22 protein-coding genes and 1 riboswitch are annotated in these 24,792 nt (G+C 30.1%); of the genes, 5 read left to right on the top strand and 17 right to left on the bottom strand.

The features are described from left to right. Nucleotides 1-14: 14 nt before the first annotated feature. The 9 genes from RSA29_RS16595 to RSA29_RS16555 all read right to left on the bottom strand — a co-directional run bounded on the left by RSA29_RS16595 (nucleotide 15) and on the right by RSA29_RS16555 (nucleotide 10,835). Nucleotides 15-392 (bottom strand): GrdX family protein, encoded by a 378-nt coding sequence (locus RSA29_RS16595; protein ID WP_346933029.1) that lies wholly within the window; start codon nucleotides 390-392, stop codon nucleotides 15-17. Between the two features lie 126 nt (nucleotides 393-518). After that, nucleotides 519-624, bottom strand: a riboswitch (glycine riboswitch). Nucleotides 625-1,012: 388 nt separating this feature from the next. Then, nucleotides 1,013-1,864, bottom strand: coding sequence for a DegV family protein (locus RSA29_RS16590; RefSeq protein ID WP_346944137.1), 852 nt, complete (start codon nucleotides 1,862-1,864; stop codon nucleotides 1,013-1,015). 14 nt (nucleotides 1,865-1,878) lie between these two features. Further along, nucleotides 1,879-2,346: a tRNA (cytidine(34)-2'-O)-methyltransferase gene (locus RSA29_RS16585; RefSeq protein ID WP_346933031.1), complete on the bottom strand. Its 468-nt coding sequence runs from the start codon at nucleotides 2,344-2,346 to the stop codon at nucleotides 1,879-1,881. A 90-nt stretch (nucleotides 2,347-2,436) separates the two neighbouring features. After that, nucleotides 2,437-3,258: a Cof-type HAD-IIB family hydrolase gene (locus RSA29_RS16580; RefSeq protein WP_346944246.1), complete on the bottom strand. Its 822-nt coding sequence runs from the start codon at nucleotides 3,256-3,258 to the stop codon at nucleotides 2,437-2,439. Between the two features lie 119 nt (nucleotides 3,259-3,377). Continuing rightward, on the bottom strand, nucleotides 3,378-5,513 hold the full coding sequence (locus RSA29_RS16575) for a transglutaminase-like domain-containing protein (protein ID WP_346944245.1): 2,136 nt from the start codon (nucleotides 5,511-5,513) through the stop codon (nucleotides 3,378-3,380). A gap of 286 nt (nucleotides 5,514-5,799) precedes the next feature. Beyond that, nucleotides 5,800-6,966: a DUF58 domain-containing protein gene (locus tag RSA29_RS16570; RefSeq protein ID WP_346944244.1), complete on the bottom strand. Its 1,167-nt coding sequence runs from the start codon at nucleotides 6,964-6,966 to the stop codon at nucleotides 5,800-5,802. After that, nucleotides 6,953-7,909 (bottom strand): MoxR family ATPase, encoded by a 957-nt coding sequence (locus RSA29_RS16565; RefSeq protein WP_346944243.1) that lies wholly within the window; start codon nucleotides 7,907-7,909, stop codon nucleotides 6,953-6,955. The genes RSA29_RS16570 and RSA29_RS16565 overlap by 14 nt, the downstream gene beginning before the upstream one ends. A gap of 120 nt (nucleotides 7,910-8,029) precedes the next feature. Next, nucleotides 8,030-9,361 (bottom strand): VanW family protein, encoded by a 1,332-nt coding sequence (locus RSA29_RS16560; protein ID WP_346944612.1) that lies wholly within the window; start codon nucleotides 9,359-9,361, stop codon nucleotides 8,030-8,032. Between the two features lie 211 nt (nucleotides 9,362-9,572). Further along, the gene (locus RSA29_RS16555; RefSeq protein ID WP_346944241.1) at nucleotides 9,573-10,835 is read right to left on the bottom strand and encodes a CBS domain-containing protein; all 1,263 of its coding nucleotides are present in this window, start codon (nucleotides 10,833-10,835) and stop codon (nucleotides 9,573-9,575) included. Between the two features lie 481 nt (nucleotides 10,836-11,316). Between RSA29_RS16555 and RSA29_RS16550 the strand changes: the two genes are divergently transcribed. Beyond that, nucleotides 11,317-13,320: a YgiQ family radical SAM protein gene (locus tag RSA29_RS16550; RefSeq protein WP_346944240.1), complete on the top strand. Its 2,004-nt coding sequence runs from the start codon at nucleotides 11,317-11,319 to the stop codon at nucleotides 13,318-13,320. Nucleotides 13,321-13,389: 69 nt separating this feature from the next. On the opposite strand, the gene RSA29_RS16545 is transcribed toward RSA29_RS16550, so the two are convergent. The 3 genes from RSA29_RS16545 to RSA29_RS16535 form a co-directional block, all read right to left on the bottom strand. Further along, complete coding sequence (locus RSA29_RS16545) at nucleotides 13,390-13,521, bottom strand: hypothetical protein (RefSeq protein ID WP_346944239.1); 132 nt, start codon at nucleotides 13,519-13,521, stop codon at nucleotides 13,390-13,392. A gap of 118 nt (nucleotides 13,522-13,639) precedes the next feature. Further along, entirely contained in the window at nucleotides 13,640-14,269 is a 630-nt protein-coding gene (locus tag RSA29_RS16540; RefSeq protein ID WP_346944611.1) for a hypothetical protein, read from the bottom strand. Between the two features lie 83 nt (nucleotides 14,270-14,352). After that, a complete protein-coding gene (locus RSA29_RS16535) occupies nucleotides 14,353-15,240 on the bottom strand; it encodes a YegS/Rv2252/BmrU family lipid kinase (RefSeq protein WP_346933041.1) in 888 nt (295 codons plus the stop codon). Nucleotides 15,241-15,498: 258 nt separating this feature from the next. Between RSA29_RS16535 and pssA the strand changes: the two genes are divergently transcribed. After that, nucleotides 15,499-16,011: a CDP-diacylglycerol--serine O-phosphatidyltransferase gene (gene pssA / locus RSA29_RS16530; protein WP_346933042.1), complete on the top strand. Its 513-nt coding sequence runs from the start codon at nucleotides 15,499-15,501 to the stop codon at nucleotides 16,009-16,011. A gap of 55 nt (nucleotides 16,012-16,066) precedes the next feature. Here the strand turns inward: pssA and cax are convergent, their stop codons facing one another. The 4 genes from cax to RSA29_RS16510 form a co-directional block, all read right to left on the bottom strand. Continuing rightward, a complete protein-coding gene (gene cax / locus RSA29_RS16525) occupies nucleotides 16,067-17,170 on the bottom strand; it encodes a calcium/proton exchanger (protein ID WP_346944237.1) in 1,104 nt (367 codons plus the stop codon). A 171-nt stretch (nucleotides 17,171-17,341) separates the two neighbouring features. Further along, a complete protein-coding gene (sdaAA, locus tag RSA29_RS16520; protein ID WP_346944236.1) occupies nucleotides 17,342-18,223 on the bottom strand; it encodes an L-serine ammonia-lyase, iron-sulfur-dependent, subunit alpha in 882 nt (293 codons plus the stop codon). A 6-nt stretch (nucleotides 18,224-18,229) separates the two neighbouring features. Further along, nucleotides 18,230-18,910 carry an L-serine ammonia-lyase, iron-sulfur-dependent subunit beta gene (gene sdaAB, locus RSA29_RS16515; RefSeq protein ID WP_346933045.1) on the bottom strand — a complete coding sequence of 227 codons (681 nt, stop codon included), beginning with the start codon at nucleotides 18,908-18,910 and terminating at the stop codon, nucleotides 18,230-18,232. Nucleotides 18,911-19,349: 439 nt separating this feature from the next. Next, complete coding sequence (locus RSA29_RS16510; RefSeq protein ID WP_346944235.1) at nucleotides 19,350-21,005, bottom strand: nucleoside kinase; 1,656 nt, start codon at nucleotides 21,003-21,005, stop codon at nucleotides 19,350-19,352. Between the two features lie 288 nt (nucleotides 21,006-21,293). Here RSA29_RS16510 and RSA29_RS16505 point away from each other — a divergent pair, with 288 nt between their 5' ends. The 3 genes from RSA29_RS16505 (at nucleotide 21,294) to RSA29_RS16495 (ending at nucleotide 23,380) form a co-directional block, all read left to right on the top strand. After that, on the top strand, nucleotides 21,294-21,959 hold the full coding sequence (locus RSA29_RS16505; protein ID WP_346944234.1) for a DUF421 domain-containing protein: 666 nt from the start codon (nucleotides 21,294-21,296) through the stop codon (nucleotides 21,957-21,959). A 5-nt stretch (nucleotides 21,960-21,964) separates the two neighbouring features. Then, nucleotides 21,965-22,345, top strand: coding sequence for a DUF4363 family protein (locus RSA29_RS16500; RefSeq protein WP_346944233.1), 381 nt, complete (start codon nucleotides 21,965-21,967; stop codon nucleotides 22,343-22,345). An 87-nt stretch (nucleotides 22,346-22,432) separates the two neighbouring features. After that, entirely contained in the window at nucleotides 22,433-23,380 is a 948-nt protein-coding gene (locus RSA29_RS16495; RefSeq protein WP_346944232.1) for a ketose-bisphosphate aldolase, read from the top strand. A 78-nt stretch (nucleotides 23,381-23,458) separates the two neighbouring features. Here RSA29_RS16495 and RSA29_RS16490 read toward each other — a convergent pair whose 3' ends face one another. Next, nucleotides 23,459-24,499, bottom strand: coding sequence for a nucleoid-associated protein (locus RSA29_RS16490; protein ID WP_346944231.1), 1,041 nt, complete (start codon nucleotides 24,497-24,499; stop codon nucleotides 23,459-23,461). Between the last annotated feature and the right edge of the window lie 293 nt (nucleotides 24,500-24,792).

Here is a 24,792-nt window from a genome sequence, read left to right as displayed (position 1 = left end):
TTAATATACCTCCCTTAGTTAATAGCATGATCTATTAAATCTGAATCTATTAATTGAAAATCTGCTAATATTTTCTCACTCCAATTAGGAGTGTTGAAATCGTTTAAAAACTTTTCAGTAGTTGATATAGAATTCTCTATAATCTCAAGGGATTGAAAATCTACTGCATCTTCTACTTTTAATGAAACACAAACTGTTCTGTATGGCGTTTCATTTGGTTTTACACTCCCCATTAATGGATGTGTAAGTAATCGATTACCTTTATGTATATAATTTCTTACTTTTTTAAGTACCTCAAGCTGTGGTCCTTCTACAAACTCAACTATATACTTTCCCATGAATTTTTCTTTAGACATAGGGTTGTTTGTTACAATAAATAATGGTTCTATCATTGAAACACCTCCTAAGTGTACGCAAAAAGACGTAAGTCAAAAATATTATACATATTCTCGCCTTACGCCTCTGTATTTTAACCTGAGAGTTTTGCTCCTTCGGTGCATATACGCTTTCCAGAGTATTGTCCTTTGTCGGTCCTTTTGCCTGAGAGTTTCGCACTTATTTGGCAAAATAAGTACTTGCTTCTTCGGCTACCCAATTTAATGGATTATCTCCCGAAAATATCATCCAATTCCGATTATTCTTTTTATTTTCCCTGTTGAGACTAGTATACAATAAAGTTTCCTAAATTTCTACACAATTTTGAATTTTTAATATTTATTTTTTCTATAGGTCTATTAAAGTTTTTCAAATACTGATTTTCAACTTATGAATCCATCCTTAATAGTATTATGCCCTGTTTGTCTATGTTCTAACTAATCTTATTCATTACATACTTTAAACCAATTAATGGTTTATTATAAATTCTGAACTTTTAATCCTTAATTTTTAATCATTGATCTTTAATCATTTATTTTTAATTTCTAATTTCTAATTTTTAAAAAAATAAAGTGTAATTACTAAAAACATATAATGCTTTTAATAATTACACTCTGAATATAATTGCTATTTACATCTAGTATTTTTCTATAAAGAAAATACCGCATGCATTTTTTCCTGAATGGGTTCCAACAACACACCCTACTTCTGATTCTATAAACCTAATGTTATTATCATTCAAATAACCTATTATTCCATTTAATACTCCCCTATTTTCTTCATCTGCTCCTGCATTTAATACAATAGGTGTAACTTCTTCACATATTCCGCAGCTATCTACATAATCCAGTAGATATCTTAAAGCCTTCTTACTACCTCTAACCTTATCTCTAACGATCATCTCTCCATCTTCAACTGCAAGGTTTAGCTTTATCCCTAATAAACCACCAACAAAACCTGTGGTTTTACTAAGTCTGCCACCTTTAACCAAATTGTCTAAGGATTGAAAGTTTAAGGTGCTTTTAATATGTGGAATAGTTTCAATAATTATTTGCTTTATCTCAGCACCAGTTTTACCCTCGTCCCTAAGCTTGCAAGCTTTTAGTACCAATAATCCTAATCCACAAGTTACATTTTGCGAGTCTACTATATGAATATTATCACTTCCTATCATATCCTTCGCTATAGTTGCAGATTGATATGTTCCACTCATTTTTGACGATAGATGGATAGATACAATTTCATATCCTTCATTTATGTATTGACGATAAATACTTTCAAATTTTGCAGGAGGTATTTGACTAGTTTTTGGTGACTCATCGCTCTTCTCCATCTCATCAAAAAATGTATTTATGTCTATATCTACACCATCTCTGTATGTATTATTATTTATCATTACTTGTAATGACTCTACATGAAAACCCATAGCTTCCGCTAGCTCTTTGGGTAAATCACAAGTACTATCCGTTACTATTTTTATTTTGGTCAAATTAAGTCCACCTCCTATTTCATATTTTTAAATCCAATTTGTCTTAACCCCTCGTATACAATTATTGAAACAGTATTTGAAAGATTAAGTGACCTAGTAGTGGTATCTACCATAGGCACCTTAATAAGAGTCTCTTTATTCTCTTCTCTTATATATTCAGGTAATCCTTTAGATTCTCTTCCAAAAACCAAAAAGTCACCTTCTTTATAACTCGCTTCATGATAATACTTATCTCCCTTAGTACTACAAAAATAAAAGGTACCATCCTTATATTTTTCTCTAAGGTCTTCATAGCTCTCATGTATTTCTATTTGTACTTGTGGCCAATAATCAAGCCCCGCCCTTTTTACAGCTTTCTCACCTATATCGAAACCTAAAGGCTTTATTAAATGTAATTTGCAATCTGTAAGAACGCAAGTTCTTCCTATATTCCCTGTGTTTTGAGGAATTTCTGGTTGAAATAATACTATATTTAAGTTCACTCTTATATCCTCCTAGCAAAACGCACTTTTTTAAAGCGTCATAAAAATATAATACTCTAATTCTATTTTTATGTAAAGTTTCTTATGAATTTAAAAGATGAATTTTTCTATAACATGGGCCACTCCATCTTCCTCATTTGTAAGAGTAATATAGTCAGCCTTGGCCTTAACCATCTCTTCACCATTTCCCATAGCGACTCCAAGACCTGCAAATTCAATCATTGAAATATCATTTTCATTATCTCCTACACATATTACTTCGCTTCTATCTATTCCATAATAATCACATACTCTTCTTAATGCATTCCCCTTTGACGTACCTTTCCTCATAACCTCAAAACTATTTTTTAAAGAACTAACAACTTCAAAATCCCCTAGTTCTACAAATTCTTTTTTAGCTAATTTTATTTTTTCTCCATCTAAATCCGTTGCCATAATCTTAATTAGCTTTATGTGTTTATCATCAAATAATCTATTCCAATCCTCTATTCTTTTTATTTTAACTTGTCTATTTAAAGGCATTTCTTTATTGGCTGCTTCATATATTAATGCTGCAAATTTCATTTCCTTTGTATACAATGTATCTATACCATAAAACTGAGGTTCTATATTGTATTTCTTGAGTATATCTACTATTAGTTTGCAACTATCTTGCCCCAAATATTCCTCATATATAGCCTTATCATTATCCTTTTCTCTTACATATGTACCATTAGATGCTATAACAGGAGCTTTCACACCTATTAAATCTCCATAATAACTGGCTGAAACAAAAATTCGCCCTGTGGCAACCACAACTTTTACTCCAAGATCATGAGCCATTTTTATCGCTTTCAAATTCCTATCTGTTATGTTTTTTTTATTAGTTAATAATGTACCATCCATATCCAAACAAATTAATTTATATTTCATTAGTATCTCCCCCATTTAATTATTGTCCATATTTTAGAAAATAGTACCAATAACTTTATTCCAAACATTAGGCATATGAAACAAAATAACTTAACATCATTTTATTTCATATGCCTTAATTATTGTTCCACGGATTTTTTTCTTAAAACACTGCTAATTAAAAAGTATTTTTTCACCATGTATTTATACCACTTATCATTATCTTTGATATAGCTTTCAATAGATTTTAAATATTGTCTTTTGTCAACATTCTTCAATACCCTGCCACCATAAAACTCATCATAGGTTTGTTTAACAAGACTACTTAACAATAGTTTTAAATCAGAATCTTTAATAGTTTCTATAAATTCTAAATCGCCCTCAGTACTATTCTTTATTATACCTATAGTTTTAAGTCTTTTAAAGTAATAATTATATAATGGTATTATACTATTACTTTTAATTATCTTTATTCTATTAATCCACTGCATGCTCATAATGCATAGTATGATTATAATTAATCCAAATATTACTCTGTATGGAGTGAAAATTTTATTTGTTGTGCCTACATCATTATTAAAATCATCCTCACCCAATGCCGGATTATTTTTATCCGGTCTATTAATTTGTCCACCATTATCAACATTGATATCTGGTGTATCACCAGCTTCAACCTGTTCTTTATCTCGCAACGCTTCATATTCCCTAGGCGTCGGCGCTGAATCTACCACAGCCCAATTGTCTCTATATGGATTTATAAGCACCTCTGCCCAAGCATGAGCTTCTGCATTGGTAACACTATAGTCACCTTCATCATTCTTTCTATCGCTCATCTTGAAACCTTCTACATATCTGGCTGGAACCCCTGCTATTCTACACATCATTACTGTGGTTGTTGCAAAATAAGTACAATATCCCTCTTTCTCTTCTAGTAAAAAGTTACTAACAAAATCATCGTATTGAGTATTATTTTTAACATTAGTAACATACTCATAATTCTCCATAAGGTAAGTTCTAATAGCTGATGCTTTATCATGATTTGTAAGTTCTTCTACCTTAACTCCCTTTTTTACAGCCTCATCATTCAATATAGTGTTTACAATTATATATACTCCCTCATTCATTGATGCTTCTATTTTCATATAACCAAAATAGCTATTTAAAAGTTGACCAAGTTTAGCACTTATTATATTTATAGATTCTTCGCCCTTATAACTCTCTAATAATAAATTTATTTTTTCAACATACGCATAATCATCTTCTCCAAAGACTCTTGATGGTAAAGTATATCCTTCATCCTTAATGATTTTAATATATTGTGTGTTTTGTATTCCTTGTAAATAGTTATCATAATCTCCAAAGGATAAATATTCTACAGTATAATCCTCCATTATCTCCTCACTAGACATAAAAACAGGAACTTCATCCAAATAAATTCCATCATTACTACTTTTAACGTTTTTACTGCCATTTGGCGTGAAAAACGAAGTGCTTTTCAAGTTTTTACTTGGAGATATGGTAAGTGTTTTATCCTCTCTAGGGATTTCTTCAATGCCTATAACCTGCTCAAGTTTTTTCATGGCCTCTCCTTTGTAGGACTCTTCATTACTAAATAAAGCATCATCATATTTTAGCCATGATTTCCCTGTGTAATTATCACTTACCCTTCCTCTAAGGTAATAAGGCTTGTCTGATTTAACTGTAAATACCTCATTGTCATTTATGACTATTTTCCCACCCAGCATAGTAGCCGAATCACTATAACCACTCTGTTTAAGTCCATAACTTCCATTAATTGCAGCTAAAACCGGGCTTCCACCCTTACCTTTCCCCTCTGCAAATTCATTTCTAATATATGTCCTAATTCCTTCAATAGTCTTTCCTTTGTATTCCTGGGGAAATATTAATACTATCTGTGGGATAATTAATGAAAGTATAACGAGAATCGAAATGACCTCAGTAGTTCTTAACCCTATTTTCACCTCTCGCCCTGTGTACTCTTTATTTTTCTTAATATATTCATTTACCCCTACCGTTAAAATAGTTACAGCTATATAATAGGAAATATTCTTAAGTACAGTTTTATAAAATATCTGATACCAAAATATTATAAATACTGCACTGGTAAAAATTACAACAGCATTTCTCCATTTCTGTGTAATCCCTATAATTACGGCAGTTAATAATGGAACTGTTAAGGAGATTATATGAACAAACTCCTCAAAATTAACTCCACGATGCTCTAATGCAGCTGTGTTTATAACCTTAAAATTCAAAAGAATAGTTTTTATTTCCTCAGAAATCATCCTTCCTTTCGTTTGAAAAATGAGTAACCCTAATGCACAACTGATGAAAAGAAAAAAAATAATTTTTTTTCTTTTACTATTGAGAATGATATTGCAAAACAGATATATTATTATTCCTAAAATAATTAATAACAATACAAAAATATAATTGAATTCTTCTATTTTAAAGCACTGTCGCACAAGATTCATAATCAACATAATATTAATCACAACTAAAAATATCTTTACGCTCTTTTCTTTCCACGATTCCATGCCATCACCTTAATCCTTCTATATTATAGCAACTTATGCCATGCTCTGAAATTTTGGAAATGCTTTCTTCATTCAATCCTGGTATTCTATTTAAATAAAATAATGTAACTGTATATCCCTTATCTGCAAGGGATATAAAATAATCTACATTTTCCTTACTAATATCACAACTAACTATAACCATAGCGCTTCTTTTAGCAATTTCATAAATAGAATTCTTCATAAATTTTGATAAACTACCTTTTCCGCCACTATAGCTTGTTACCATTTGTTCTCTTAGCATTTCAAATTGACTATTGTTACCTATATGAAAAGACTTTGTAGTAGCTCCAACTATAACCGCCTGAGAGTTAGTATTTTTATCTTTAATGTGATTTATTAGAGATAAAAAAAATTCAACCACATCTTCTTCTATTTGTCCATTTTCATCATGACTAAATGGATTGCTCCTTAAATCTAAAAACACATGAATACGCGGACTTTCACTACTTTCATATTCCTTTATAAACAACTTTCCATGCTTTGCTGTTACCTTCCAATTAATTCTTTTATAACTATCTCCTACTCTATATTCCCGTATATTTTTAATTGTCTCTAAACTTTCATGTCCTCTATTTACCTCTTTAATAGTTGTTATATTATATTCTTTTAAATTTGCACCATTTATTGTAATATTAGACAACTGATAAACTTTAGGATACACCTTAATAATCTCCTTATGTATAAAGGTTTCTTCCCATGTGAAAATTCCAAAAATATCACTTACTACACAACTACTTTCACCTAAATTATACTGGCCTCTAACCAAAATACTTAAAGATTTTTTCAAAAATTTATTTGAAGATATGCTTATGGATATAAAATCCCCTCTATACATTTTTACAAATTTTCTAAACAGAGAGTTTTGCACTTCTATATACGGTATAGGGAATATGGAATCATTATAAACTTTTATAATAATTCCATTCTCTTCTCCCACCTGAATAATTTTTTTGTCGGTGCCAACGTCTACATATATGCCTTTTTTTACAATATAAGTATAAATTCCCGATATAAGTAACACTAAAACTACACAGTAAAAAATAGAGTAAGGTAAATTTCCACCAGAAAATAACGCAAATATGAATGTAATAACAACTAAAACTATATATGATTTCTTAATTCTGATCATAAAGTCTTACCGTAGGCACTAGAACTACATTTAAAATTTCCGATAAAATTTCTTCTGCCTTAACACCTCTAGCGATACAACTATTAGTTAATATCAATCTATGAGCTAATACCAAGCTAACACTTTCCTTAACATCCTCTGGAATTACATAATCCCGCCCCTTTATTAAGGCTGTAGCCTGTGAAACTCTCATTAATGCAAGGGAAGCTCTCGTACTTCCACCTAAGATTATTTCCTTATGATTTCTTGTAGCATCTATAATATTAACAATGTACTTATTAATCTCACTATTAACTTTAACTGTTCTAACTATCCTTTGTAAATTTACAATATCCTCTTTACTAGCTACAGCTTTTAATTCCTTTAAAGGATTTTCTTCTCTATATAACTCCAATATATATATTTCATCCATTTTACCAGGATATCCAAGGTGAACCTTTATCATAAATCTGTCCAACTGTGCTTCCGGTAACGAAAATGTACCCTCATACTCTATAGGATTTTCTGTTGCCATAATAAAAAATGGTTCTTCTAATCTATATGTTATCCCACCTTCTGAAACCTGCATTTCTTCCATAACTTCTAGTAACGCAGACTGTGTTTTAGGTGAAGTTCTATTAATCTCATCAGCTAAAACTATATTAGAAAATATAGGCCCCTTATTAAAATTAAACATCCCTGTTCCAGCATTATATATTGATATTCCCGTAATATCAGAAGGAAGTAAATCTGGTGTAAACTGAATTCTACTATAGGTTAAATCTAAACTCTCTTTTATAGCTTTTATTAATGTCGTCTTTCCCACACCTGGTACATCCTCTATTAATATATGCCCACCTGCAATCATACCCTTCATTATATTATATACTTCATTTTTCTTACCGATTATGACCTTTTCTATGTTTTCTACAATCTTATCTATAGTTTCTACAGCCTCATTCATAGTAAATACCTCCTGTATTGTAATTATTTTGTTTTTATTTATTTCGTCATTACCGACAGGAAACCCTTTTATTTTTTTATAAATGTTAAAAAGTATTATCATCCATAATTTAAAATATTACTAATCCTTTCCTTTTCGTATAATTATATTTTTACCCTGATATATACTCTCCCCTACCTTTATTTTTTCAACTAGCTTTCCATTTTTATAAAGAACTCTGTAGGTATCTATTACATATCCAACTTCCCCTTGTTGCTGTATAATAACCGTTCCCTCTCTCAACCCATAGTCATAAATAATTTCTTTTTTAGGATTAATTAATTTTCCTACCTCACTTACCACCTCATAGTTAGTTCCACTTTCATTCTTATTGGAAAAAATATTAATTGTAATTTCCTTATTTGCCACTATAGTTTCTATTAAAATAGGATAATTAAATGTATTTACAAACTTTAAATCTGATACCCCATAGGAAATCATAGCATCTTGCCCCCTTGGAACATATGATATAACTTTACTATGATTCCTTCTTTCACTTATAGAAAACCTACTCTTCAATACCGCATTGTATAATGTGGAAGATACTTGACAAATTCCACCTCCAACTTCCTCTATAAAAATGCCATTCTTTATTACCTTGGCATACTGATAACCCTTGCTACTTGTAGCCATCCCTACAATGTTATTAAAGCTAAATTCTTCTCCCGGTAAAACTACTGTATTATCTATTGATTTTGCTGCTATTTCTATATTTTTACACCTTGCAGATGAAGAATTAATAAAACCTGTAGTGTAACTAGATATTAAAGAATTTATACTCTTAATATCGCTATCCATTATCTTAGGATACTCTTTTATAAACATTGCCTCAGAACTAATGTCCACACCATCTTTGCTTTCTTCAATCTGATTCTCTATATTTTTCTTAAGTTCATATCGATCTATACTTCTTCCTATTTCATGAGGAGTTATTCTAAATTCCCCCCATTGATGGTCTATAGTCGCATCTACCGAAGCTATATTTTGTTCTTTTTCTATATTCTTCAAAAACTCTTTAAACTCTTCTGCATCTAAGGTTATTGAGGTTGTAAAATCTTTAATTATTCCATATTTAATCCACTTATATCTTTTTAAAATATCATCGCTTTTCCCATAATATAATGCAATTTTCACAACTTCTTCTATATTCTCCCTTACTTTCAATCGAACAAAAGATGTATTATAACTTTTTTCCTCCACATTAACACTTATTTTCCTATTTTCATTAACAATATCTGAATTTTGCTTAATCTTTTCTATAGCTTGTTCCATATTTAAAAGTGAAACATCTATACCATTGATAGTAATACCTTTATATATAATATTTGCATTTGCTTTAACCGCCAATCCTATCCTTAATCCTATTATCACAATAATTATAAATAATATTATGATTAGAAATAAAATTGCCATCTTGAACCTATTTTTCAAAATTCATCACCTCTCATGTAAATATATGAACGCCGCCATCATATTATAATAGTTTTATTAAACGCAAATAAAAAGTACTTCAATTAGATATATCCATAATATCTAATTGAAGTACTTCTCATTTATTGTTCAAATATTAATTTAAATTTAAGTATAAATCATTAATGTATCTCAAGAAAATGAAATATATAAATTAAACCATTCTTTTTATTTTTCTTTTCCAACTTGGGGATAGAATTTCATCTATAATATCACTCATAACTGTAATTCCACATAATTTTTCATCCTCGTCAACTACTGGCACTGAGTATAAATCATATTTTACCGCTATAGCAATAGCTGAATCTATCTCATCTTTATCATAAACCTTGAATATCTTAGTATTCATTATTGATTTTAATTTGCAATTTGGATCTGATATTATTAAATCTATTAATGCTACTGTACCTTGAAGTCTTTCGTTACTATCCACAATATAAATATAATTTGACACTTCTTCTTCTGGTTTAAGCTCTCTCAAAATATTTATTGTTTCCTTAACTGTAATATCAATGTTAAAAGATATAAAATCCTTATTCATTATATTTCCAACCACTTCATCTTCATATTTCATCAAATCTCTTATTTCGGTTTCATCATCATCATCTAAGTTTACCAATACCTTATTAGTAGTTTCCTCATCAAGATCATCTAGCATATTAGCTATTTCATCATTAGGCATAATATCTAAAATTTGCTTTGCCTTTTCTTCAGAAAGCCTCTTTAAAATATCCTGGGTTATATCATGATCTAGCTCTTCCAAAGTATCTGAAGCTAAATCAATGCTTAAGCCATCAATAACCTTCACCCTATCTTCTGGTGATAGTTCTTCAATAATTTTTGCAATATCCGCTGGATGTAATTTGCTTAACTTATTATAAGGTGTCGTTAATTTTAAGGATGAATCAACCATTTCTAAAGATTGAACACTTTCCCAACTTATTGAATGTTCTTCTATATTTTTGTTAAATATATTATAAGCCCTTTTGATTGCTCCATCCATGCCTATTTTTCTTGCCATAGCTAAAGGACCTGATTCTACACCTACCACTGTTAAGTATCCATTAAATTTTACTATCTTTAAATCTATTACTCTTACAATTTTTTTCCCATTTACATTAACTATATCCTTATCTAATAAATTTTTAGATAATAAATATGAATATTTTCTAGGAATAATATCCTTTACCTGAACTACTTTTATAATATATTTCCCATTATCTTTATAGACATCAATAGTTCTAAATTCAAAATTTTCTATTTCTCTTCCATTCTTGATTTTATATCCAATTGCTCTTGGACATCCATAATCTGTAGTCACATAAATATCTTCTAATTTTCCTATACAATAATCTAACTCATCATAAACACTTATGTTCAGGATGCTGCTCAAGTAGAATTCTGATAATCTCTCCATATTACTCCTCCAATTTTAGAGGAATATGTATATAAGTAATTTATAACTCAATAAACAGTATCCCTCTAACTCTATTTAATTTATCACTTTCCTCACAGTCGTTACACAAAGGCCCACTGTCCATTAAATTCTCACCACCTATTTAACTTTTTTATTTCTATACTTATTATTATAGTCTACATATTTGAATTTGTAACTAATTTAATTCAAATATCCTTGAATTAAGTCAAAAATATTGATTACATGTCTAAGGCTCACGTTTATTCATTATTTCTACATCATACTAATATTCTTACCTGTTTAATCTCATTTTTTGCCACAATGGTTACTATTCATATTTACTACTTATTGTGTTAATATAGTTTAATGATATATATTCCTCAAAAGAAAGGAGGTATCTTATTATTCACTTACTTATTTTAATTAGTATTCTCTTTTAGAATTTAATTAATCACAGTAAGCACTTTTAATAAGAAAACTTATGAAAAATAATAATAAATTTTTACCTATATGTAAGGAAGATATGAAGGCTGAAGGTATTTCTCAGCTTGATTTTATAATAATAACTGGTGATGCCTATATAGACCATCCGTCTTTTGGTACTGCAATAATTGGGCGACTTTTACAGAGCGAAGGATATACTGTAGGAATTATTCCCCAGCCAAAATGGGACACCTGTGAAGATTTCAAAAAACTTGGAGAGCCCAAATATGGTTTCTTAATTAACTCTGGTAATATTGATTCCATGGTAAATCACTATACCGTTGCTAAAAAGAAAAGACATGACGATTTTTATTCACCTGGTGGCAAAAGTGGATTTAGACCAAATAGAGCTGTCATTGTATACTCTAATCGAGTTAGAGAAGCTTATAAAAATGCGCCAATAATTATAGGTGGTATCGAGGCTAGTCTTAGAAGATTTGCACACTATGACTATTGGGAAGACAAAATACGTAAAAGTATCCTTATTGATTCAACTGCTGATCTTCTTATATACGGTATGGGTGAAAAACCTGTACTAGAAATCGCAAAACTTTTAAGTTATGGTAAACCAATTAATAACATAACTTCTATACGTGGTACTTGCTATGTTTCAAAGGATATAGATAAAGTTAAAGATCCGGTAATTCTACCATCCCTAGCTGACATAACTTCAAATAAAGAAGCCTATGCTAAAAGCTACTATCTAGCTTCTAGAGAACAAGATTCTGTATGGGGTAAACCTATTGTAGAGCCTTATGGTGATAAATTTATAGTTCAAAACCCACCACAAGCGCCTCTATCTACAAAAGAAATGGATATGGTATACAATCTTCCATATACAAGAACATACCACCCTATCTATGAGGCAGCTGGTGGAATCCCTGCCCTTAATGAGGTTAAATTTTCAATTACAAGTCATAGAGGCTGCTATGGAAGTTGTTCCTTCTGTGCACTAACCTATCACCAAGGAAGAGTTATCCAAAACAGAAGTCAAGATTCTATAGTATCTGAAGCTCAGCTTCTTACAGAAGATAAAGACTTTAAAGGATATATCCACGACGTAGGTGGTCCAACAGCAAACTTTAGACAAAAGGCTTGTAAAAAACAAGTTGAACATGGTGTTTGTAAGGATAGGCAATGTATATTCCCAACCCCTTGCAAAAATCTAATAATAGACCACACTGAATATTTAAGTCTTTTAAAGAAAGTTAGAACCCTTCCCAAGGTTAAGAAAGTATTTATCCGTTCAGGTATTAGATACGATTACTTAATATATGATAAAAATCCAAAATTCTTCAAAGAACTATGTGAACATCATATTAGTGGTCAGTTAAAGGTAGCTCCAGAACATATAAGTGACAAAGTCCTTTGTGAAATGGGTAAACCATCTAAGGATGTCTACGAAAGATTCAAAAACAAATATACAGCAATAAATGAAGATTTAGGTAAAAGTCAGTTTGTTGTTCCTTATCTTATGTCAAGTCATCCTGGTAGTGATTTAACTACGGCTATTGAACTAGGTGAATATATTAAATCTATGGGACATATGCCTGAACAAGTTCAAGATTTTTACCCAACTCCTGGAAGTTTATCAACAACAATATATTATACCGGAATTAACCCAATGACTAAAAAGAAGGTATATGTTGCTAAAACTCAAAGGGAAAAAAATATGCAAAGGGCTCTGTTACAATTCGGAAATCCGGATAATCATGGTCTTGTAAAATCGGCTTTAATTAGTTGCGAGAGAGAAGACTTAATAGGTACAGGTAAGAAATGCTTAATTGCGGAAAATCCTTATCATGGAAAGAAACGAAAGCGCTCTACTTCTTCAAAACCTAAAGCTACTAATGAAAATGGGACTCCTAGAAAAGAAGATCCTAATAAGTCTAAAAAGCCATCTAACATCCAAAATGCAAAATCTAACTCACCTAATTCAAGAAAAGTTAAATCGACTAATAATAATAGAACTAAATCTCAACCTAAAAGACAAGGTAAATAATATAACTTAATAATTAAGAAGGCTATGTGTGAATATTAAAAATCATTCACACATAGCCTTCTTATTATTTTACTTTTTATTATATCTTTCATGGTCATCCATGCCGTCCTTTACCGCTTTTTTTATCACAAAATATAACATAAATAAAAATGGCATTACTACAACAAGATATATTAATACCCAATTTATAAACTTCTCCATATTCTCCCTCTTAATTATCCTTGATTGTATTTTAAAATTTGATTATATTACTAAGCTCGTGTTTTCTATTACTTCATACTATTATCCTTATCCCTAACTTGACGAATAATTTTAATTTCTAATGCTTTTCTTTAAATGTTACCATTCCACCATATAAAGCTATCATCCAAGCTAAATCACCTAAAAGTAAATATCCTATACTTTCCATGCCACTTAATGCCTTAGCCATAGCTCCTATAAACACTAAGGATGAAAATCCAATTAGTATAGTGCCCCATTTTATACTATATCTGTACCTAAACCCAACTATACTCATAAAAAATCCAAATCCATTTACACAGAGTAAGATTTTATATGGTATTGAACTTTTTAAAATAATATTATATCCATAAATTTCTGAAACATAATATTCCATAGGTATTTTAAATATAGAAACTAAATAAACAATTATACCTGAAATTAAGATTCCATAAAACCACTTTATATTAACATCTATATTTCTATAAAAAATGTAGAGACAAATAAACATTACTATAGGTATGTATACAATATTTAAGAAGACTAAATTTCTCACAAAGCTAGTATAGTTAGGTGTTTTTACTATTATCAAAACTGCTATTGCAACTACCCTAAGTGCAACGAGAATTACTGATATTACTATCATTTCTTTTATTTTTTTAGGACAACATCTCATGCCTAAACATATTGTTATGTAGGCTATAATCATAATAGCTGCTATTACTAACATATATATATATATATTCAATCTGCACACCCCACAAAATTAATTTTATCTATATATATTATTCTACAGTATGTTTTATGAAAATATTATTCCTCTTTACATCCTATTATCTTAATTGCTCTTCGCTCACAACTAATTTCTAGTGGAAAGTCTGGTCCTTTTTCACCATCAATATCCGTTACGATATCATCTTCACACTCCACCATTAAACTTTTACATTTAAAGTATAATACTCCATCCATGTCTGCTATCTGACCTTTTTTCATCATAATCTTCATATTATTAAGAGCATTTCTTAAAATTTCTTTCTTTATTACTACTACATCTAGTAATCCATCATCAGCCTCTGACAGTTCTGCAAATTTAATATTCCCAGCTGTTTGACCATTAAATATAAGAAGTGTGTATATTTTACCTTCAAAATTTATTACTGGAGAAGTTATCTTTACATGTATTTTCTTTAAATTAGTAAATTCCTCTACCGCCTTAACATAGTAAGCTAACTTCCCCATTGTATTTTTAAGATTAGAATCGGTTTTCTGTGATATATCTGTAAATATACCAGTACTAGCTACATTTACAAAATACTTATCATTTATTTTTCCAAGGTCAAATCGTTTTATCTTCCCATCTAAAATTTGCCTACAAGCTGTAGTAACATCATTAGGTAACCCTAAATATTTTGCAAAATCATTTGCAGTTCCAACAGGTAAAAATGCTACTGGAATATCTATATTATTTTTCTTCATTTTATTAATTACAGAATCAATAGTCCCATCTCCACCTGCAATTAATATGTACTTATAATTTTCATCTAGTCCTACAAATGCATCTTTAATATCTACATTATCACTAATTCTAAATGGTTCAACAATATACCCATACTGTTGATGAATTTTTATAACTTTATCTATATCATTTATTATTGAATTTTCTCCCGAATAAGGATTGTATATAAATTTAACTCTTTTCATGGTTTCCTCCATTTATCAGTAATATTCGTATTGAATTTATTCTTAATTTTATATTTATATTTAATTCTTCCTACTATCTCTACTCCTTATATGGATTTTCACCTATTTCATTTTATATATCATAATACCATTATAAAAATATTTTTTCAATTGTTTTAACCTTCTTCACATTCAGACATGATAAATAAAATATTTTTATCTGTTATATAGGTTTTACAATAGTCAATATAATGTATATAATATAATAGAGGTGATAATGTGAATAAGTCTTTCATTCCGAATGCTATGACTTTAGGTAATTTAGTTTGTGGAATTCTATCCATACAACTTACGATGAATAATGATTTTACAACAGCTGGAATTTTAATTCTTCTAGGTGGAATTCTTGATAGATATGATGGTACTGTGGCAAGATTTTTGAATACCCATAGTGACCTGGGTAAAGAACTTGATTCTTTAGCAGACTTAGTAACCTTTGGAGTTGCCCCATCTATACTAGCTTTTTCATTATATAAATTTATTAACCTAGGACTCTTAGGGTATTTAATTTTAATTATTTTTCCTATAGCTGGAGCCTATAGATTAGCTAGATATAACTGCACTGAATTTAATAATGTTTTTACTGGTATCCCAATAACAATTGCAGGAAGTCTCCTTGCTGTGCTCGAAATTTTTTCAACAGTAAAATTAATTCCATATCCAATACCTGCAGTACTTATGATTGTGCTTTCATATCTTATGATTAGCAGATATCAAATCAAGAAAAAATAGATTTAGGCATATGATATTAAAGCCAACTACAAAAATTTGTAGTTGGCTTTAATTTTTATACTACATAATAATATGATAAGGTTACTACAATATAAATAGCTACTAATAGTGCACCTTCAAACCAATAGGTTTTACCATCTTGAAATACAAAGTAAGACATTCCCATTGCAATAGCCATTATAATAATTTGAAAGCTTGAAAATAGTAAATTAATTGAAATACCCATAAATGAGGAACAAATTATAAGTATAGGTAGTACAAACATAGTAATTTGAATACTTGACCCAATCGCTGTCTCTAAACTTGCATCTATTTTATTCTCCATAGCACAAACAATACTAGAGGCATTTTCTCCAAATGACCCTAATAATGGAATTAAAATTATACCTATAAATTCTTGAGATATTTTATATTCCTGTATTATACTACTTATGTTTTCTACAAGTCTTTCACTTATAAAATATAATAATATTGTTATAACTACTATCAGTATGAAAATATTCCTAGTTTCTTTTTTCCCATCCTTCTGTATAAATTCCTTTTTATCACCCAAAATAAATAAGTTGCTATGGGTATATAGGGAAAAGACTAATCCAAGTATATATACTCCAATCAATACCCCCGATATTATTATACTTAAGTGTTGAAATCTTCCATCATCAATAAATGAATATCTATTTAATGCAGAAACTATTATTATAGTGAACATTACTAAAAATAGCATATTTAAATTTGTTCTAGCAATTATCTTATTAAATTTCTGCTCTCTAAATTTAATTCCACCACAAAATACTGCAATCCCAAGTCCAAGCAACATATTTGTAACTACTGCTCCTAATATCCCTGCTTTTGCCATGGATATCATTCCATATTTTATAGACCAAAGTCCCATCATTAGCTCGGGAACATTCCCTGCCGTTGCCGATATTAATCCACCCCTTTTCTCTCCAATATAATCAGAAATTTTCGAAGTACCTCTACCCAGTAATATGGCTAAAGGAATCATTGATACCGAATATATAACAGCGCTTAGTATGTTTGAATTTATCTTTATAAATAGTAATCCAATAGATACTAAAATTATTGTTAAATTAATTATTTCTTCCACATGAATATTATCTTTTGAGATTTTTATTTTTTTCACCATTAAGTCTTTCATATTTTCCTCCATAACATTTGTTATACTTTACTTTATTCATGTTATAAAGAAACAGTTACACCTATATCTAAATCATGCCCATTATACAAAAATATTTCTATGAATTTTAAAGGGATACCCTAGCGAATAAATTCTCTTGGATATCCCTTTTTATATGTATTTATTGTTTTTTTATTTACTTACACCTAAGGCTTTTTTTCTTAACCTTAATCCACAAGGTGTTACTGCAAGCCCACCCATACCTGTTTCTCTTAGTTCACTTGGGAGTCCTTTTCCAATCTTGTACATTGAAATTATGGTATCATCAAAAGGAATTTTGCTCTCAACTCCTGCCATTGCAACATCTGCCATGGTAAGGGCACTTACAACACCTGCTACATTTCTTTTAGCACATGGTATCTCAACAAGACCTGCGATAGGATCACAAACTAGCCCTTCCACATTTTTTATTACCATGGCTCCAGCATCAAAAGCCATTTGTGGAGTACCTCCCATCATTTCAACCAATGCTGCTGCTGCCATAGCTGCTGCACTTCCACACTCTGCTTGGCATCCACCTTCTGCACCAGCTAACGTAGCATTTTGTGCAATTAATACCCCAACTCCTGAAGCTGTGAATAATGCAGTTATCATATCGTCATCAGTTTTATTTAGTTTTTCTCCCGCTGTTATAATCGCCGCAGGTATAATACCACAGCTACCTGCAGTAGGTGCCGCTACTATTCTTCCCATGGAAGCATTAACCTCAGAACAAGATAATGCTCTAGCCATCGCTTTCACCATAAAACTTCCACACAGAGTTTCCTTTTCTTCAAAGTATTTTCTAATTTTTATGGCATCTCCGCCTATAAGTCCACTTAAAGATATAACTTCCTTATCCATGCCCTCTTGAGACGATGACTTCATCACTTCTAAGTTCTCCCTCATTTTTTTTATCAAAACTTCTCTTGATAAATCTGATGTTTGGGACTCTTCACGCATTGTATATTCAGCAATAGTTATATTTTCTTTATTGCATACTTCTATTATTTCTTTTGCAGTTGATAAAAACATTATAATCTACTCTCCTTTTGTTGGCGGAAGAATTACTTCTACATTTTTAATATTTTCAATTCTTCTTAGTTTCTCTATTACCTCATGATTAACAACACCATCTGTTTCCACTACTGTTGATGCATCTGATCCCTTTGATTTTCTATATACATTCATTGAAGCTATATTTATATTTTCATTAAATAGAAGATTACTAACTCTGTATATCATACCAGGGACATCTAAATGGGTAATTATTAGAGTTGGATATTCTCCCGTAAATCGTATGCTTTGTCCATCCAATTCAAATATAACAATATTACCTCCACCTATAGAAGATCCTGTAACTGTAGTTTCATTTCCATTTGAATCTTTCATTACAAACTTAACTGTATTCGGGTGTACATCCCCTAAATCAGCTTCTTCGAAGGTATATTTTAGTCCAGAAACTTTAGCTACTTCAAAGGAATTTTTAAGCTCATAATCCCAAGGATCCATTCCTAAAATTCCAGCTACTAATGCCCTATCTGTCCCGTGACCTCTATATGTTTTTGCAAAAGAACCATGAAGTAAAAACCTTACTTCCTTAACATTATCCTCTGCAATTTTTGCAGCTAGCTTTGCAAGTCTAGCTGCTCCTGCTGTATGTGAACTAGAAGGTCCAATCATTATGGGCCCCATAATATCAAATGCGCTATAACTCTTCATAATTTCCTCCTAAAATACCATTCCTATAATATGTAAATGTACTTTTTTGATAAACTTCTACATCTTTTGCTTTAGGTAGTATACCCATATAATATAATACCACTACTTTATTAAAAAAAATATCTATTAATTTATATTAATTTTTTATATGTCAAACTAAATTTTAATACCTTTATCTTATACAATTTAAAATTAAAAAAGTCCATAATACAATTTCTTATATTATGAACTATCTATTCAGTTTTAAATTAAAAACTTACAATTTAAAACTTAAAATTTAAAATTTAGAATTGGAGTTGGAAACTAAGTTCCTTCATAGTTCTTTAAAAATCAAATGCATAGGCATCTAAAAATGAATAATGAATAATTGAACACACTGACTTATTTATTATTTGAAAATGCCTAAACTTAATTAGAACATATATATCTTCCTGCATAGCTAATATTTGTAAAAACAACTTCCACCAATAAACTCTCTCATAAGTGAATTCGTTGGTACCACATCCATGTCAACCTCTTTAAAAAAGTGCAGGAATTCAATAAGTCTTCGAGCCTCATCATATACACTACTATCTGCCTTAACTTTATATAGCTCCTCAAGGGCATATTTCTTAAGAACAGCAAGTTCATAAATTAATGCTGAATTAAACATCACGTCAGCTTCTTCTTGATATGGAAAAATATATGCATCCTCACCCCGTCTAATTGATGCCCACATTTTCAAGGTATATTCAACATCATACCCCCTTGATAGATAATCTCTAACTATTCTTCTTATCATTCTTACATCTGTTGTTGCAATTCTATTGTGATCATCCATATTAATCTGAGTTAATGGACTAATATATATTTTGAATTTATTTTCTTTAGCTACTGATGCCGTAAGCAGTTCATTTAAGCCATGGATTCCCTCAATTACAATAATACCATTACTAGGCATTCTTAATTTATTTCCAACCCACTCTCTTTTTCCACTTTTAAAATTATAAGAAGGCACCTCTATCTCTTCCCCTAGTAAAATCATTTCTAAATGCTCATTAAAAAGATTTAAGTCTAAGGCGTCTATAGTTTCAAAATTATACTCTCCTGATTCATCTTTTGGTGTCTTTTCTCTATCTATAAAATAGTCATCTAAAGATATTGGTACTGGTATTAATCCATTTACTCTCAGCTGTATACCTAATCTTTTACAAAAGGTAGTTTTACCTGAAGATGATGGACCTGCTATTGTTATAAGTTTTATATTTCTATTTTTACTTATCTTATCTGCAATATTTGCTATTTTCTTTTCATGCAACGCTTCCGCAACCCTAACTAACGTAACTATATCGCCGCTTTCGATTTCATTATTTAAAGCACCTACATGGGCAACATTTAAAATATCTCCCCATCTCTCCGCTTCATAAAATATCTTTGCAAGTTTCTTATGATTTACAAACCGTGGAATCATTCTAGGGCTTTCCACTGTTGGAAACCTTAGAATAAATCCTGGATCATAATATATTATATCAAAATGTTTTAACAGAGATGTAAATGACGCCATAGGCCCATAAAAGTAACCTATCTCATTTTTTAATCTATATATCGTTAAACTGTTTTGATCTACAGTTTTTAATAAGCTAACCTTATCCTCCATACCATCGTTATGGAATAACTCAATAGCCTCATTTCTATTGTACTTCATCTTATTTATTTGTAAATCACTTTGAATTATCTCTTCCATTCTTCTCTTTATTGCATATACATCATCTATATTGAGATGAGAGTCCTTATATATTTCCCCAAAAAGTCCCTTACTTAAAGAGTGTTCAATAGTAATTCTCGAATTTGGAAACAGCTCCTTTGTTGCTACTACCAGTATAAACTGAAGACTCCTTATATAGCATAACATTCCCTGCTTATTAGTTATATCAATAAACTCCAATGTACAATCCTTCTCCATAGTTACATATAGCTCCTGAAGCTTCCCATCTATTCTCACTAGAACTATAGGAGCCTCTCTTTCATATCCATGTTCTTTCATCAAATTATAACAGCTTGTTCCTTTTTTTGCTTTGATAATATTATTACCAATCTTAACATTAATCTCTCCCATAATTTCACCCCTAATGTAACCTCTTTATCATATAGTTAAATTATCTATTTTAACCCTATATGTATTCTATTAATACCACACACCTTAGTAATCTCTATATACTTAAAATAATTACTAGTTGTATTATCTATTATATTACATGATTATAAATGTGAACCCAATAAAAAACAAATAATTTATTTTATTTTGTACATAATATACTTATTAATACTTTTAGAAATATAGGTGATTTTTATGTTTATACTAATTATTAGAACAATAATTCTATATATTTATTTAGTTTTTATTATGAGACTAATGGGAAAACGCCAAATTGGAGAATTAGAACCTGTTGATTTAGTAGTTGCTCTAATGATTTCTGAACTTGCAGCACTACCTATGGGGGATAATAGAATCCCATTAATATATGCTTTAGTTCCTATAACTACCTTGGTGTTTCTTCAAATGGCAACCTCATTTTTAGAATTAAAGAGTGAGAAATTTAGAGACCTTCTAAGTGGAAAACCTAGCATAATAATAAAAGACGGGATAATAAATATAGCTGAACTTCGTCATCTTAGGTACAATCTCGATGATTTACTTTCTGAACTTCGTTTAAAGGGATATTTTAATGTAAATGAAATACACTATGCTATTCTTGAAACTGATGGTGACATATCTATTCTTCCTTATACCCCCTATGAACCTCCAAAGCGAGAAGACTTAAAAATTAAAGTAGCCGATGAACCTCTTCCAATGCCCATAATTTTAGACGGAGTTATTAATTTTCAAAATTTAAAACTATTGGGTAAAGATAAATACTGGCTTAATAAAATTTTAAGTAATCACAATATAAAAAGCCCTAAGGAAGTGTTTATTGCGATTATTTATTCAAATGACCATAAACTATATTATCAACTTAAATCCACCACAAGTAATACTAGTAATAAAAATAAATCCAAAGAGGAGTCTTAATTAAAATGAAGAGTATGATTACAACCTTTATCATGTTTTTTGCAATGTTGTTTTTATTATTTTTTGCCAGCAAATATATAGTATTAACCTGTGATAAACTTTTAGATGTCTCTTCAAAAATCGAAACAAACATCGTAGATGATAATTGGGATGAAAGTTATATGCTATCCTTTGAATTACTTAATATATATGAAGGCCATATTGCAAACCTTACACTTTTTCTAAATCATACTGAGTTTGATAATATCTACAGTGAAGTAATAAAGCTTAGTCAGTATACAAAGTGTGAAAATAAAGATGAAGCTTTAGCAACAATTCACGTGGTAAAAACCTTAATAAATCAAGTTAGACAAATGGAATCTGTAAATATTGGTAATATCTTTTAAAAAAATTTACATATAGCATTTGTTTACAGTTTGAACTATAATATACTTGTAGAATTAATGATAAAATATGAAGGGTGGAATAACATTATGGCATTAGTAACTACTAAAGAAATGTTTAGAAAAGCTTTTGAAGGCAAATATGCTATCGGAGCATTTAACATTAACAATATGGAGATTATACAAGGAATTGTAGATGGAGCAAAAGCTCAAAACTCTGCTGTAATCCTACAATGCTCTGCAGGAGCTCTTAAATATATGAGACCTGAATACTTAAAACACATGGTACTTGCAGCCGTTGAAGAAAGCGGACTTGATATAGCATTACACCTTGACCACGGTGACTCTTTTGAAACTTGCAAACTTTGCATAGAAAATGGATTCACATCAGTTATGTTTGATGGTTCTCACTATGACTATGAAGAAAATGTAAGACTTACAAAAGAGATCGTTGACTATGCTCACTCTAAAGGTGTAGTAGTTGAAGCTGAACTTGGTAAACTTGCTGGAATTGAAGATGATGTAAATGTTGATACTAAAGATGCAACTTACACTGACCCAGATCAAGCTGTTGACTTTGTTAAAAGAACTGGCGTTGATTCATTAGCAATAGCTATTGGAACTAGCCACGGTGCTTATAAATTTAAAGGTGAAGCTAAACTTGACTTTGAAAGACTTGAAACTATCACAAGAAAGTTAGAAGCAGCTGGCTTTGAAAAATATCCAATCGTTCTTCACGGAGCATCTTCTGTAGATCCAGTGTACGTTGAAATGTGTAATGAAAACGGTGGAGAAATCAAAGGCGCTAAGGGTGTACCTGTTGAAATGTTAAGAAAAGCTTCCGGTATGGCAGTTTGCAAAATTAACATGGATACTGATATCAGACTTTGCATCACTGGTACTTGTAGAAAAGTATTTGCTGACAAACCATCTGAGTTTGACCCAAGGAAATACCTTGGTGTTGGAAGAACAAACCTTCAAGCATTAGTTGAAGGAAAAATTACAACTCTTCTAGGTTCAACTGACTCAATGAAATAGTACTAAAACATTAATTTAGAATTAAAAATTAAGGAGTATGGAAATTTATTAATTTCCATACTCCTTTTCATTAACTTCTTATTTTTCACTGTAATTGAGGATGTGCTTAATTTTCATATTAATACTTCCATCTCCAACCCTTTCAATTTCAAACCTATTTATATCGTTATAAGCTTCCTCTGAAATATATATATCTATGTCCTTATCAATCTTCAAACGTACTCGTTTAAGTTTCTTTTCAACCCATTGCTTATCTAAATCAATTTTCTCACCAACGCCACTTTCCACAGCGAATGTTTTAAAACTCTCCTTCATTTTATCATCATTTTGAAATACTTCCTCAGTGAAAGTTGCTAAATCAATGGTCTCTTCTTCTCTAAGTCTTCTTTTTACTTCCCTACGGACAATTTCTTGCCCCTCTGCATTTTCATTTAGTGCAGTCTGCGTCCACTTCTCTGCTACTTTAAGGAATTGCTTAGTTTTATCTCTACTATTTTCAATAATTGTACATCCCAAATAATTGTCTATAAAGTAGTTTGCACCATAATCAGTGCTATCCTTATTTGCTTTGTTTTGTTTATCAATAACTAATAAATCATAATCATTGTCACTAGCCATGACTTTAATAAAGGCACACTTTTGTATTCTAGAACTACTTGAAGGAAGTCCTGTAAATTGAGGAACTATGTGTATTCCAACTTTCCCCTCTACAAATTCCACATTATGCATATAATTTTTAATGTAATCCATTTTAAATATACCTAAAAAAGCACCATGTTCTGTTGTAAATGATACAGTAAGTAGATCACAAGAAGGAATACTTCCCTTTGACCTCATTAGTATAAACATTTGACTTGCAAGTTCTTTCGATACATTTATTAAATCATTCTCACCATTTAAATACTCCTGAGATACTTCCTTTACAATATTTCTTTCTTTGTTAAAGATAGCGTATTTAAGCTCCTCATCCTTTAAACATCTTTGTATATGTTTAAAAACAAATTCATACACTTCCTCTGTTAAGTCTAAAGGATACTCATTTAAAAGGGGTTCATCCGCATTATTATCCAAAATATGAATTATTCCTTGATTTATATTAATCTCATTTATGTACTCCATTATTCTAACCTCCTCAAATTCCCAATATATATTATATATTTAATTCCAAATTCTATCCACAAAAACAGGTTACTAAAATTTAATTTCCTTAGGTATTCAATTATATCCATATTCTAAACCAATTAATACATTTCATTTTTTATAAATCTATTAATAATTTTATCCATCATTTATAATTTCCAATGCTAAATCTTGAATTTTGAATCCTAAATTTATAATTTATAATCCTAAATTTATAATTTTTATTTTTATTTTTATTTTTATTTTTATTTTTATTTTTATTTTTATTTTTA

It is taken from the genome of Clostridium sp. (genome assembly GCF_036660475.1).
In the GTDB taxonomy this organism is placed as follows: Bacteria; Bacillota; Clostridia; order Clostridiales; family Clostridiaceae; genus Clostridium_J.
The sequence above is the reverse complement of the archived record's forward strand: the minus strand, read 5'-3'. Positions and strand labels throughout refer to the sequence as shown.

Bases quoted from the DNA above. Each gene is read 5' to 3' on its own strand.
- RSA29_RS16595 (WP_346933029.1), bottom strand. From the start codon at position 392: ATGATAGAACCATTATTTATTGTAACAAACAACCCTATGTCTAAAGAA.
- RSA29_RS16580 (WP_346944246.1), bottom strand. From the start codon at position 3,258: ATGAAATATAAATTAATTTGTTTGGATATGGATGGTACATTATTAACT.
- RSA29_RS16570 (WP_346944244.1), bottom strand. From the start codon at position 6,966: ATGATCAGAATTAAGAAATCATATATAGTTTTAGTTGTTATTACATTC.
- RSA29_RS16565 (WP_346944243.1), bottom strand. From the start codon at position 7,909: ATGAATGAGGCTGTAGAAACTATAGATAAGATTGTAGAAAACATAGAA.
- RSA29_RS16560 (WP_346944612.1), bottom strand. From the start codon at position 9,361: ATGGCAATTTTATTTCTAATCATAATATTATTTATAATTATTGTGATA.
- RSA29_RS16555 (WP_346944241.1), bottom strand. From the start codon at position 10,835: ATGGAGAGATTATCAGAATTCTACTTGAGCAGCATCCTGAACATAAGT.
- RSA29_RS16550 (WP_346944240.1), top strand. From the start codon at position 11,317: ATGAAAAATAATAATAAATTTTTACCTATATGTAAGGAAGATATGAAG.
- RSA29_RS16545 (WP_346944239.1), bottom strand. From the start codon at position 13,521: ATGGAGAAGTTTATAAATTGGGTATTAATATATCTTGTTGTAGTAATG.
- RSA29_RS16540 (WP_346944611.1), bottom strand. From the start codon at position 14,269: ATGTTAGTAATAGCAGCTATTATGATTATAGCCTACATAACAATATGT.
- RSA29_RS16535 (WP_346933041.1), bottom strand. From the start codon at position 15,240: ATGAAAAGAGTTAAATTTATATACAATCCTTATTCGGGAGAAAATTCA.
- cax (WP_346944237.1), bottom strand. From the start codon at position 17,170: ATGAAAGACTTAATGGTGAAAAAAATAAAAATCTCAAAAGATAATATT.
- sdaAA (WP_346944236.1), bottom strand. From the start codon at position 18,223: ATGTTTTTATCAACTGCAAAAGAAATAATAGAAGTATGCAATAAAGAA.
- sdaAB (WP_346933045.1), bottom strand. From the start codon at position 18,910: ATGAAGAGTTATAGCGCATTTGATATTATGGGGCCCATAATGATTGGA.
- RSA29_RS16510 (WP_346944235.1), bottom strand. From the start codon at position 21,005: ATGGGAGAGATTAATGTTAAGATTGGTAATAATATTATCAAAGCAAAA.
- RSA29_RS16505 (WP_346944234.1), top strand. From the start codon at position 21,294: ATGAGACTAATGGGAAAACGCCAAATTGGAGAATTAGAACCTGTTGAT.
- RSA29_RS16500 (WP_346944233.1), top strand. From the start codon at position 21,965: ATGAAGAGTATGATTACAACCTTTATCATGTTTTTTGCAATGTTGTTT.
- RSA29_RS16495 (WP_346944232.1), top strand. From the start codon at position 22,433: ATGGCATTAGTAACTACTAAAGAAATGTTTAGAAAAGCTTTTGAAGGC.
- RSA29_RS16490 (WP_346944231.1), bottom strand. From the start codon at position 24,499: ATGGAGTACATAAATGAGATTAATATAAATCAAGGAATAATTCATATT.